Annotated in this window: 9 protein-coding genes; 6 read left to right on the top strand and 3 right to left on the bottom strand. The window is 72.2% G+C overall.

Annotation, left to right across the window (positions count from 1 at the left end):
* Window positions 1–75: 75 nt before the first annotated feature.
* Together purN and purH are read left to right on the top strand one after the other, a co-directional pair.
* Window positions 76–633: a phosphoribosylglycinamide formyltransferase gene (gene purN / locus QL985_RS06770; protein WP_082141972.1), complete on the top strand. Its 558-nt coding sequence runs from the start codon at window positions 76–78 to the stop codon at window positions 631–633.
* 126 nt (window positions 634–759) lie between these two features.
* Window positions 760–2,370, top strand: a complete 1,611-nt coding sequence (purH, locus tag QL985_RS06775) for a bifunctional phosphoribosylaminoimidazolecarboxamide formyltransferase/IMP cyclohydrolase (protein ID WP_019310217.1) — start codon at window positions 760–762, stop codon at window positions 2,368–2,370.
* Window positions 2,371–2,413: 43 nt separating this feature from the next.
* On the opposite strand, the gene QL985_RS06780 is transcribed toward purH, so the two are convergent.
* Window positions 2,414–2,971 carry a gamma carbonic anhydrase family protein gene (locus QL985_RS06780; protein WP_019310216.1) on the bottom strand — a complete coding sequence of 186 codons (558 nt, stop codon included), beginning with the start codon at window positions 2,969–2,971 and terminating at the stop codon, window positions 2,414–2,416.
* A gap of 154 nt (window positions 2,972–3,125) precedes the next feature.
* The gene (locus tag QL985_RS06785) at window positions 3,126–6,482 is read right to left on the bottom strand and encodes a beta-phosphoglucomutase family hydrolase (protein ID WP_144802987.1); all 3,357 of its coding nucleotides are present in this window, start codon (window positions 6,480–6,482) and stop codon (window positions 3,126–3,128) included.
* A gap of 327 nt (window positions 6,483–6,809) precedes the next feature.
* On the opposite strand from QL985_RS06785, the gene glyA reads away from it, so the two are divergent.
* Together glyA and QL985_RS06795 are read left to right on the top strand one after the other, a co-directional pair.
* Window positions 6,810–8,096: a serine hydroxymethyltransferase gene (gene glyA / locus QL985_RS06790; protein ID WP_135010362.1), complete on the top strand. Its 1,287-nt coding sequence runs from the start codon at window positions 6,810–6,812 to the stop codon at window positions 8,094–8,096.
* Between the two features lies 1 nt (window position 8,097).
* Entirely contained in the window at window positions 8,098–8,988 is an 891-nt protein-coding gene (locus tag QL985_RS06795) for a bifunctional methylenetetrahydrofolate dehydrogenase/methenyltetrahydrofolate cyclohydrolase (protein WP_135010360.1), read from the top strand.
* 94 nt (window positions 8,989–9,082) lie between these two features.
* Here the strand turns inward: QL985_RS06795 and QL985_RS06800 are convergent, their stop codons facing one another.
* Entirely contained in the window at window positions 9,083–10,579 is a 1,497-nt protein-coding gene (locus QL985_RS06800; RefSeq protein ID WP_144802984.1) for an MFS transporter, read from the bottom strand.
* A 108-nt stretch (window positions 10,580–10,687) separates the two neighbouring features.
* On the opposite strand from QL985_RS06800, the gene QL985_RS06805 reads away from it, so the two are divergent.
* Both QL985_RS06805 and QL985_RS06810 read left to right on the top strand, forming a co-directional pair.
* On the top strand, window positions 10,688–11,218 hold the full coding sequence (locus QL985_RS06805; protein ID WP_144802980.1) for a hypothetical protein: 531 nt from the start codon (window positions 10,688–10,690) through the stop codon (window positions 11,216–11,218).
* 83 nt (window positions 11,219–11,301) lie between these two features.
* Complete coding sequence (locus tag QL985_RS06810) at window positions 11,302–12,141, top strand: exodeoxyribonuclease III (protein WP_144802977.1); 840 nt, start codon at window positions 11,302–11,304, stop codon at window positions 12,139–12,141.
* Window positions 12,142–12,313: the final 172 nt, after the last annotated feature.

Consider the following 12,313-nt stretch of genomic DNA (forward strand, 5'->3'; position numbering starts at 1 on the left):
CCCACCACTGTAGGCGAGGCGCGGGGGGTGCCCCCGCCGGGGTCCGCAGCCCGGCCCGGCCGTTAGCATGGGCCCATGCGCATAGTGGTTCTGGTCTCGGGGTCCGGCACGAATCTGCAGGCGGTCATCGACGACCTGCACCACGGGGACGCCCCCGTGGAGATCGTCGCGGTGGGCGCCGACCGGCCGTGCACGGGGCTCGAACGGGCTGAGGCCGCCGGGATCACCACGTTCCTGGTGCGCCCCGCGGACCACCCCGACCGGGCGCAGTGGAACCGCGCACTGGAGCGCGCGGTGGCCTCCCACCACCCCGACCGGGTGGTGTTCGCGGGATTCATGCGCATCGTGGACGCCGAGTTCGTGGCCGCGTTCCCCGGGCTCGTGGTCAACACGCACCCGTCGCTGCTGCCCTCGTTCCCGGGGGCGCACGCGGTGCGCGACGCCCTGGCCTACGGCGTGAAGCTCACGGGCGCCACCGTGCACGAGGTGGTCGCGGACGTGGACGCCGGGCCGATCCTCGCCCAGGTGGCCGTGGCCGTGGAGGACCAGGACACCGAGGACACCCTGCACGAGCGCATCAAGACGGCCGAGCGGCAGCTGCTCGTGGACTGCCTGGCCGACCTCGCCCGCTGAGCAGGCCCGCCGCACAGGGCTGCGCCGGTGACCGCGGCCGTAGACTGGACCGGGCGCTGTCCTGCGGTGCCCCGCACCGTCGCCGCCGCGCCGGACCACACGTCCCCACGTCTTCCTGGAGAGTCCGTGAACACTTCCGACCTGAACCGTGTGCCGCTCAAGCGTGCCCTGATCTCCGTGTACGACAAGACCGGCCTCGAGGAGCTCGCCCGCGGGCTGCACGAGGCCGGCGTGGACATCGTCTCCACCGGCTCCACCGCGAAGACCATCCAGGCCGCCGGGGTCCCCGTGACCGAGGTGGCCGAGGTCACCGGCTTCCAGGAGTGCCTGGACGGGCGGGTCAAGACCCTGCACCCGCGCGTGCACGCCGGGATCCTCGCGGACCGCCGCAAGCCGGAGCACGTGCAGCAGCTGTCGGAGCTGGGGATCGAGCCGTTCGACCTGGTGGTGGTGAACCTGTACCCCTTCCAGGACACGGTGCGCTCGGGCGCCGGCCAGGACGCCGTGGTGGAGCAGATCGACATCGGCGGGCCCTCCATGGTGCGCGCCGCCGCCAAGAACCACGCCGCCGTCTCCGTGGTCGTGGACCCCGCCGGCTACCCCGACGTGGTGCGCGCCGCCCAGGAGGGCGGCTACGACCTCGCCGCCCGCCGCAGGCTCGCGGCGGCCGCCTTCGCCCACACCGCGGCCTACGACACCGCCGTGGCCACGTGGACGGCCCAGCAGTTCGACCACGACCCGGAGGCCAACTTCTGGCCGCCCTACGCCGGACTGGCCCTGCAGCGCGCCGAGTCCCTGCGCTACGGCGAGAACCCGCACCAGAAGGCCGCGCTCTACACGGACGACGCCGCCTCGCCGGGCATTGCGCAGGCCGAGCAGCTGCACGGCAAGGCCATGTCCTACAACAACTACGTGGACGCGGACGCCGCCCTGCGCGCCGCCTACGACTACGACCAGCCAGCCGTGGCCGTGGTCAAGCACAACAACCCGTGCGGCGTGGCCGTGGCCACCCCCGGTGCCGCGGACCCGGTCGCGGACGCCCACCTCAAGGCGCACGCGTGCGACCCGCTCTCCGCCTACGGGGGAGTGGTGGCCGCCAACCGCCCCGTGACGGCGGAGATGGCCCGCAACCTCAAGCCCGTGTTCACGGAGGTGGTCGTGGCGCCGGAGTTCGAGCCCGAGGCCCTGGAGATCCTCTCCGCCAAGAAGAACATCCGCCTGCTCGCCCTGCCCGAGGGCTTCGACCGGGATCCCCTCGAGGTGCGTGGGGTGTCCGGTGGCGCGCTGATCCAGCAGGCGGACCGCCTCGACGCCCCCGGCGACGACCCCGCGAACTGGACCCTGGTCGCGGGTGAGCCCGCGGACGAGCAGACCCTTGCGGACCTCGAGTTCGCGTGGCGCTCCCTGCGCGCCGTGAAGTCCAACGCGATCCTGCTAGCGGACCACGGCGCCTCGGTGGGCATCGGCATGGGACAGGTCAACCGCGTGGACTCGTGCCGGCTGTCCGTGGAGCGCGCCAACACGCTCGCCGAGGACGGTGCGCAGCGCGCCCGCGGTGCCGTGGCGGCGTCGGACGCGTTCTTCCCGTTCGCGGACGGGCTGCAGGTGCTGCTGGACGCCGGTGTGCGCGCCGTGGTCCAGCCCGGCGGCTCCATCCGGGACGAGGAGGTCGTCGCGGCGGCCCAGGCCGCCGGCGTGACCATGTACGTCACGGGAGCGCGCCACTTCTTCCACTGAGCTGCGCCCGCTGGAAGCCGCCGTGGTGCCCGGGGGTTCCCGGTCAGGCGTTCAGGGCGCGGTGCTCCCGGGAGAGCACGATGTAGTGCTGGGCGTTGCGGCTCACCGCACGGCGCTCCTCACCCGTGAGCTCCCGGCGCACCTTCCCCGGCACGCCGGCCACGAGGGAGCCCGGCGGCACCACGGTGCCCTCCAGGACCACGGCACCCGCCGCGATGAGGCTGCCGCTGCCCACCACGGCGCCGTTGAGAACGGTGGCGTTCATGCCCACCAGGACGTCGTCCTCCAGTGTGCAGCCATGGACCACCGCGCCGTGGCCCACGCTCACGCGCTCGCCGATGGTCGTGGGGTGCTCGGGGTCCGAGTGCACGGTCACGTTGTCCTGCAGGTTCGAGTTCGCGCCGATCCGCAGCGGGGAGCGGTCACCGCGCACCACGGCGCCGTAGAAGATCCCTGCACCCGCCCCCACCGAGACGTCCCCCACGAGGGTGGCGTTCGGGGCCACGAACGCGGTCTCCGCCACCGTGGGGCGGCTCTGGCCGTAGGAGAGGACGAGCGGTTCGCTGGCGGCGTCGGGCGTGGAGGAAGCACTGTGTGTCATGGAACACAGTCTAGTCCGGCCCTCCACGGTGTCCCCGTGCGCCGCGACTCCCCACGAGCGGGGGGCCGGAGCGGCCCCGCGGACTCGTGGCAGCAGTGCCCGTGCCCCGCAGGCGACGCCGCTGAGCCTGGCAGGGCGGCGTCGCCCGCGTTCCTCAGTTCTCGCCGGCGTCCGAGATGAACCGGCGGCGCAGGGCCGCGGTGGCCTTCTCCGGGCGGCGCGACTCGCGGTGGCGCAGGGCCACGGAGATCTTCTGGCCGCCCTTGAGCACGTACTCGGCGTCGTTGACGTGGATGGTCACCGGATCCGCCTTCACGGAGCTGCCCTCCAGCTCCAGGATGTCGTGGTCCAGGGAGACCTCGATGACCTGGCCGTAGTACAGGACGGTGAAGTCCACGGCTTCGATCTCACGCGGCAGCGCGGGCTGGAACTCGAGCCAGTCGCCACGCACGCGCAGCCCCGCGTAGGCGCGGGTGACCACGTCCACCGACCCGGCCATGGCACCCAGGTGGATGCCCTCTCCCGTGGTGCCGCCCTGGGTGTCGTCCAGGTCGACCATCAGGGCGTCCTGGAACGAGCCCCACGAGCGGTCCGGGTCCAGCCACGCGAGCACCGCGGCGTTGACCACGCGGGACAGGGACGAGCCGTTCGAGGAGCGGGCGATGTAGTGGTCCACGGTCCGCTGCACGGCGTCCAGGTCCGTGGTGTAGCCCATGCGGGCGAGCTCCTCGATCACACCCTCCGGACCCAGCAGGTAGACCAGCATGATGGTGTCTGCCTGCTTGGTCAGCTTGTAGTTGTTGGTCATGTCCCCCTCGTTCTCGAGGAGGAGGTCCAGGCGGCCGATGTTGCGGTACTTGTTCCGGTAGAAGTCCCAGTCCAGTTCCGCGAGCTCGTCGTAGCCCTCGAACTGGGCGATCGTGCCGTCCGCGTTGAACGGGACGTACATGTTCTTGGCCATGTTCAGCCAGGTCTGGACCTCCTGGGGGGAGATCTCGAAGCGGGACTCCAGGTACTCGCGCTGGTGCTCCACCATGTCGTTGAAGATGTGGGCGGAGTGGCGGAACAGCCACGAGGCGAGGACGTTGGTGTAGGCGTTGTCCTTCAGGCCGCCGCCGTGCTGGCCCGCGGGGCCGTCGTGGTACTCGTCCGGGCCCATGACCCCGGCGATGTGGTACCGGCCGTCGTGGGAGTCGTACTCCGCCAGGGACGCGAACAGACGGGTGATCCCGATGATCAGCTCCGCCCCCTGGCCGGAGAGCCAGTCCATGTCACCGGAGGACTCGTAGTACACCCACGCGTTGTAGGCGATCGCGAGCCCCACGTGGAACTGCCGCCAGGAGTTGTCCGGCAGCCAGCGGCGGGAGTGGTGGTTGTACAGCTCCGGGGGAGTCTCCTCCCGGCCGTCGGAACCGGACTGCCACGGGAACGCCGCACCGTAGAGGCCGATCTCCTGGGCCCGCTGCTGGGCCATGGCCAGGCGCCGCCACCGGTAGGAGAGCAGGGAGCGGGTCACGTGCGGCTGGCGCATGTTGATCACGGGCAGGATGAACAGCTCGTCCCAGAAGATGTGGCCGCGGTAGCCCTCGCCGTGCAGACCGCGGGCGGGGACACCGGCGTCGCGCAGGGTCAGGTGCGGGGCCAGGGTCTGTGCGGCGTGGAACAGGTGCGTGCGCATGGCGAGCTGGGTGCTCAGGTGCTCCGGGGTGTCCTCCGTGGACTCCAGAGTGACCTCGTAGCGGTCCCAGAACCGGGCCCACTCGATCTCGTGGGACGCGAGCAGCTTGCGCACCCCGAACGGTGTGCGGTTGAGCTCCGCGAGCGCCCCGTCCCGCGGCGAGCCGATCGCGGCGTCGCGGCTGGTGACCACGGCGGTGGTGCTGTCCACGAGCACGGGGCTCCACGGCGTCACCTGCACGGTGTGGCGGCGGAACTCGATGCCACCGGGGCGCACCTCGCGGCGCTCGGTCACCGCGCCCTCGCACTCGATGCGGGTGCGCTGGGCCATGGCGATCTCGATCTTGGACTGGGACGTGCGCACCAGCGACAGCAGGGTCTCGTGCTCGTCCGGCAGCGTGGTGGAGTCCAGCAGCAGGAGGTGGTGGGAGTTGAGCTCGCGGTACTCGGCCACACCGCTGTTGGTCACCGCCGGGTCCACGCCCGTGCGCACGTGCAGCCGCCCCCGGTAGCCGCGCGAGACGATCCGCGTCTCCTGCGCGCCCAGGTGGCGGTAGCGCAGGGACACCAGACGGCGCTGCTCGATCTCGAGGCTGCGCTCGGGCTCCGGGTCCGCGGGATCGGCCTCGGCGTCCGTGAGCACGAGCGTGCGGATCAGCACACCCCGGCGCAGATCCAGCTCCACGCGCTCCTGCGACGCGCGCAGCCCGCCCTCGGACCACCAGCGACCGTCCGAGAAGCGCAGGTCCAGGTGCGGCCAGTTGGGGGCGTTGACCATGGACTCGTGCTCCACATCCCGGCCGTTGACGTGGCTCAGCACACGGTTGAACACCCCGGCCAGGTAGGTGCCGGGGTAGTGCACGCCGTTGGCGGGGAACTCGCACGCCGCGCCGCGCACGCCCATGTAGCCGTTGGCCAGCGTCAGCAGCGCCTCGCGGCGGGCCTCGGTGGCCGGGTCGAAGCCCTCGAAGACGAGCCGCCAGGTGTCGTCTCGGCGGGCACCCAGATCCAGCTCGGAGACGTCGTTGAGCACCACGTGGGCGCCAGCACGGTAGAGGCGCTCGCGGGCGCCGTCGCGGTTGACGCCCACCACCAGGCCGAAGCCACCCGCGGCACCGGCCTGGACACCGGCCACCGCGTCCTCCACCACCACCGCGTCCGCGGGATCCACCCCGAGCAGCCGGGCGCACTCCAGGAAGGTGTCCGGCGCGGGCTTGCCGGGCAGACCGTTCTCCGCAGCCCAGTTGCCGTCCACGATCCGGTCGAAGGAGTCCTGCAGCCCGGCGGCCTCCAGCACCACACCGCTGTTGCGGCTCGCGGTCACGAGCCCCACCGGCACGCCGCTGTCCCGCAGGCGTCCGATCAGCGCCACGGTGCCGTCGAAGACACGGACCCCGTGCTCGGCGAGCTCCTCGTGGAAGAACCCGTCCTTGGCGCTCGCCTGCCCCTGCACGGTCCAGTCCCCGGGCTGCGGGTCCGCGTGGCTGTCCGCCTCCGGGAGGGCCGCCCCACGGGCGGCGAGCAGTGCACGCACACCGTCCTCGCGGCGTCGTCCGTCCACGTGGGCGCGGTACTCGCCGGCCATGTCGAAGGGTTCGCGCTCCACCCGGCCGCCCGGCTCCGCGGGCTCGAGCCGGGGATCCTGCAGCAGCTGGTCGAACAGCTTCTTCCACGCCCGGGCGTGCACGCCGGCGGTGTCCGTGACCACGCCGTCCATGTCGAAGATCACGGCGGCGTAGCGGGTGCGCAGCACGTCCACGGGTTCCGACGGCGCGTGGCCGTCCGACACGCGGGGCATGGCGGCGGTGAACGGGGCGGTGGGAAGGACGTTCACGGCGCGGGTACTCCTAGCACAGGCAACGGGTGGAAGGGATGGTGCGGATGCTCGCAACCTCCAGGGACAACGGCGGCCCGGCGTGCGTCGACCGCGCGAGTGCTCCGCGAGCGGTTCGGGCACACACGTTACCGGCATTCGTCCCCTGCGTACCACACCGGGCTCCACCCCACCGGTACGCGGCCGGACCCGCGGGACGGGGGAGGGGGACGCGCGCCCGGGACGCGGGGCCCGGTCCGGCGGGAAGCCGTGTGACGCACCGAACAGCAGCTGGGCGGCGCACGGATATGCTGGTGCGGACCCTACCGACGACGAAGAAGGTGGAGCATGACGCCGACCCCGGCAGACTCCGTGACCAACCAGCCGCTCTCGCAGGTGGACCCTGACGTGGCGCGCGCGATCGACGACGAGCTGGGCCGCCAGCGCTCCACGCTCGAGATGATCGCGTCCGAGAACTTCGCACCGCGCGCCGTGCTCGAGGCGCAGGGCTCAGTGCTGACCAACAAGTACGCCGAGGGCTACCCCGGGCGCCGCTACTACGGCGGCTGCGAGCACGTGGACGTGGTGGAGAACCTGGCCCGCGACCGCGCGTGCGAGCTGTTCGGTGCCGAGCACGCGAACGTGCAGCCCCACTCCGGTGCGCAGGCCAACACCGCCGTGATGGCCGCGCTCATGCAGCCCGGCGACACCCTCATGGGTCTCTCCCTGGCCCACGGTGGACACCTCACCCACGGCATGAAGATCAACGTCTCGGGCAAGCTCTACAACATCGCGGCGTACGAGGTGGACCCGGACAGCTACCGGATCGACATGGACAAGGTGCGCGAGCAGGCCCTGGAGGCGCGCCCGAACGTGATCGTGGCCGGCTGGTCCGCGTACTCGCGCCAGCTGGACTTCGAGGCCTTCCGCTCCATCGCGGACGAGGTGGGGGCCAAGCTGTGGGTGGACATGGCCCACTTCGCCGGACTGGTGGCCGCGGGCCTGCACCCCAACCCGGTGCCGCACGCCCACGTGACCACCTCCACGGTGCACAAGACCCTGGCGGGCCCGCGCTCCGGCGTGATCCTGTGCGAGGCGGACCTCAAGAAGAAGATCGACTCCGCGGTGTTCCCCGGGCAGCAGGGCGGACCGCTCATGCACGCGATCGCGGGCAAGGCCGTGGCCTTCAAGATCGCCGCCACGGAGGCCTTCCGCGAGCGCCAGCAGCGCACGATCGAGGGCGCCCAGATCCTGGCCGAGCGGCTCACCGCACCGGACCTCGCGGAGCACGGGGTCTCCGTGCTGACCGGTGGCACGGACGTGCACCTGGTGCTCGTGGACCTGCGGAACTCCGAGCTGGACGGCAAGCAGGCCGAGGACCTGCTGCACCGCGCGGGGATCACCGTGAACCGCAACGCGGTGCCGTGGGACCCCCGCCCGCCCATGGTCACCTCGGGGCTGCGGATCGGCACGCCCGCGCTGGCCACCCGCGGCTTCGGGGCCGCGGAGTTCACCGAGGTCGCGGACGTGATCGCGCAGGCGCTCAAGCCCGGTGCGGACATCGACGCGCTGCGCTCCCGGGTGGACGCGCTCACCGAGCAGTTCCCGCTGTACCCCGGCCTCGAGGAGTGGTGAGGTGTCGGCCAGGATCCTCGACGGCAGGGCCACGGCGGCCCAGATCAAGGACGAGCTGACCGAGCGGGTCGGGCGGCTGCGGGAGCGCGGCGCGGTCCCCGGTCTGGGCACCGTGCTCGTGGGCGACGATCCCGGATCGCGCTCCTACGTGGCGGGCAAGCACCGCGACTGCGAGCAGGTGGGTCTGGCCTCGATCCGCAGGGAGCTCCCGGCGGACGCGTCCCAGGAGGAGCTCGAACGCGTCATCGACGAGCTCAACGAGGACCCGCAGTGCACCGGCTACATCGTGCAGCTCCCGCTGCCCGAGCACATGGACACCAACGCGATCCTGGAGCGCATCGACCCCGCCAAGGACGCGGACGGGCTGCACCCCACCAACCTGGGGCGCCTGGTCCTCAACGTCAGCGAGCCCATGACCTCCCCGCTGCCGTGCACGCCGCACGGGATCGTGGAGCTGCTCACGCGCCACGGGGTGAAGCTCGCGGGGCGTGAGGTGCTCGTGATTGGCCGCGGCGTGACCGTGGGCCGTCCCATGGGCCTGCTGCTCACCCGGCGGGAGATCAACGCAACGGTCACCCTCGCGCACACGGGCACGCAGGACCTGCCCGAGCTGCTCGCCCGGGCGGACGTGGTGGTGGCCGCGGCGGGCCGCCCGCACATGGTCACCGCGGAGCAGGTCAAGCCCGGCGCCGTGCTGCTGGACGTGGGCGTCTCCCGCGTGCCGGATCCGGAGACGGGCAAGGGCAGGCTCACGGGTGACATCGACCCCGCGGCCGCGGAGGTCGCGTCCTGGATGTCCCCGAACCCCGGCGGTGTGGGTCCCATGACGCGCGCCATGCTGCTGGTCAACGTGGTCGAGTCCTGCGAACGGCAGGTCGCCGGGGAGCCCTGAGTCCTCCGCCGTCCACGACGCCGCCCGGCCGCCTCCTCCGCGGGGCCGCCGGGCGGCGTCGTCCCATCTCTGGCCGCGGCGCCGGGCCCGTGGGTCAGGTGCGGGAGGCGGCCGTGCGGCGTCGCCCGTCCGCCACGGCCACGGCCATGGCGAGCAGGACCACCAGGGCGATCACCCCGAAAGCGGCCGCGAACGCGGTGTTCCAGTCCGCGAGCTCCAGCACCGCGAACGTGACGGCCGTGATCAGGGCGGTGCCGATCGCGGTGCCCATGCGCTGACCCGTCTGCAGCACCCCGCCCGCGGCTCCGGCGAACTTCAGGGGCACGTCCGCGAAGCTCAGGGTCTGGTTGGGGGCCATCACGGCGCCCTGCCCCGCGCCGATGAACGCGAGCGAGGCGTAGAAGCACGCGATGGGCCAGCCCCAGTGGCTCATGCCGTGGGCCACGAGCACCGACAGCAGGATCCCGGACAGTGCCACGCCCATGCCGACGACCACCACGGTGCGTCCCCAGCGCAGCACGGCGCGCCCGGAGAGCGGCGCGATCACGGCGGAGAGGATGGACGCGGGCAGACCCAGGGTCCCGGCCTCCAGGGCGGTGCGTCCCAGCCCCTGCTGGGCGTACATGGCCACGACGATCCACACGCTCGTCACGCCCAGGAAGTAGATGGAGATCAGCAGGCTCCCGTAGCTGAAGCTCGCGGTGCGGAACAGCTCCAGGTCCACCATGGGCGAGCCGCCCGCGGTCTTGTACCGGCGCTCCCAGCGCACCCAGGCCCAGAGCAGGAGCAGGCCCGCGGGCAGCGACAGCCAGATCCAGGGGCTCACCCGGGCCTCCACGAAGGGCAGCAGCAGGGCGAGCACCGCGACGCCGAACACGCCCACCCCCACGGGATCCATGTCCACGCGGCCGGGGCGGCGGCGCTGACGGGGCAGCCACAGCATGGCGAGCACGATCGCGAGCACCGCGATCGGGACGTTCACCAGGAACGCCGCGCGCCACCCCGTGCCGGGGCCCAGCACCTGGATGAGCAGACCGCCCAGCGTGGGCCCGATCGCCACCGCGACCCCCACCACGGAGCCGAACAGGCCGAAGGCGCGGGCGCGTTCCCGGCCCCGGAAGTACTGCTGGATCATGCCCACGGTCTGCGGGTTGAGCATGCCGGAACCCAGCCCCTGGACCACGCGCCCGATGTTCAGCACCGTGGTGTTCGGCGCCAGCCCGCAGAGCAGGGACGCGCCCGCGAACACGGCGATGCCCCCGACGAACAGCTTGCGGCGTCCGAACACGTCCCCGGCCCGCCCACTGGCGACCAGCAGGACGCCGAAGGCCAGGGCGTACCCGGTGAGCACCCACTGCAGTGCGGAGGCGCTCGCGTGCAGGTCCTGCTGGATGGAGCTCAGGGTCACGTTCACGATGGACACGCTGATCAGGGACATGAACAGCGGCACCAGCAGCACCCCGAGGATGCGACGGCGCGTGGCGTCGCTCAGCTCCTCCGGCTCGCCCCCGGAGGCCTCGGGACTCGGGGAGGACTGGGAGGCCGTGGTGGCGTCGTCGGAGCGCGGGGAAGGTGCGGGGTCGTGACTCACCCTCCTTTGATACTCCTGTCCGGGGGCGAGCGCCACGGGCACGACGCCGCCGCGCGGCCCGGGCCCGCGCGATTCGGCACGCACAGCCGGGTTTGAGACAATGACCCCATGCAGCCCATCGGATCTCCCGCCGCCCACCCCGCCGACCCCGACCGCTCACTCCGCTCGGGGCGCACCGCGCTGTGGGGCACCCTGATCGGGCTGGCCGTGCTCGTGGTGATCTTCGTGGTCGCCCTGATCGAGGCCGCCAACGCCAACACGCTGCTGGGCTGGATCCTCGCGGGCATCGCCCTGGGCTGGCTCATGCTCGCCGTGTGGGCGCTGTCCATGGTGCGCAAGGCCGCCGTGTTCGGACGGGAGCAGGTGCGCCAGGCCCAGGAGCAGTTCCAGGCCCAGCACGGTCGAGCCCCCGCCACGTCCGCGGCGGGCGAGGGACGATCGCTGCGGGACGAGAAGCTCGCCCACGGCATGCAGGTCATCCTGGTGCAGTCCAAGGTGGTCAAGGAGCAACTCTCCTCCCCGGAGGCGGATCCCGAGCAGGTCCGGCGGGCCCTGGAGACCATCGACATGACCGCGGCCAACGGGCTGCGCAGCCTCCGCGACTCCGGCACCCCGGTGAGCGGTACGGTGGTGGACTGATCCTGTGGGACGGGGCCCAGCGGCGTCGTCCCTCCGCGTCAGGCACGCACGAGACATCATGGACGACCGAGGAGACTCAACGGATGGCTGACTCAGGGCAGACGGTACGCATTGCCACGGTGAACGTGAACGGCATCCGGGCCGCCTACCGGCGTGGGATGGCCGAGTGGCTGGCACCTCGCGGCGTGGACCTGCTGTGCCTGCAGGAGGTGCGCGCACCGGACAAGATCACGCGCGAGCTGCTGGACGAGGACGTCTGGGACGTGCGGCACGCCGAGGCCGCGGCCAAGGGTCGGGCGGGCGTGGCGATCGCCACCCGCCGGGACGCGTTCGACGGCGCCCTGCTGCCCACTGCTTCGCGCGTGGGGATCGGCGAGGAGTACTTCGACGACTCCGGGCGCTGGATCGAGAACGACCTCACGCTCCCCAACGGGGAGACGCTCACCCTGGTCTCCGCGTACGTGCACTCCGGTGAGGTGGGCACGCCCAAGCAGGCGGACAAGTACCGCTTCATGGACGCCATGCTCACGCGCCTGCCGCAGCTCGCGGAGGGCTCCGACCACGTGCTCGTGGTGGGAGATCTCAACGTGGGCCACACCGAGCGGGACATCAAGAACTGGAAGGGCAACGTCAAGAACGCGGGCTTCCTGCCCGAGGAGCGCGCGTACTTCGACCGCTTCTTCGGGGACGTGGGCTACGTGGACGTGGCCCGCAGCCTGGCCGGGGACGTCCCCGGCCCGTACACGTGGTGGTCCTACCGCGGCAAGGCGTTCGACACGGACGCCGGGTGGCGCATCGACTACCACATGGCCACCCCCGGGCTGGCCGCGCGCGCCGGGAGCGCCACGGTGGACCGGGCCGCGAGCTACGACGTCCGGTTCTCGGACCACGCCCCGCTCGTGGTGGACTACCGGCTCGCCTGAGCCGCGGCACCGGTTCGACGCCGCGGGACTCCTTCCCCGCAGCGGTCCGCGGCCCGATCCCCGTACCCGACGCACCAGTGCCGTCCACGCTCCGGCCACCACGACCTCCCGCACTCCCGACCACGACGCCGCCGCCCGCACGCGGCGCGTCACCCGCACCTCCACGCACTGC

It is taken from the genome of Kocuria sp. APC 4018 (genome assembly GCF_030407675.1).
In the GTDB taxonomy this organism is placed as follows: Bacteria; Actinomycetota; Actinomycetes; order Actinomycetales; family Micrococcaceae; genus Kocuria; species Kocuria rhizophila.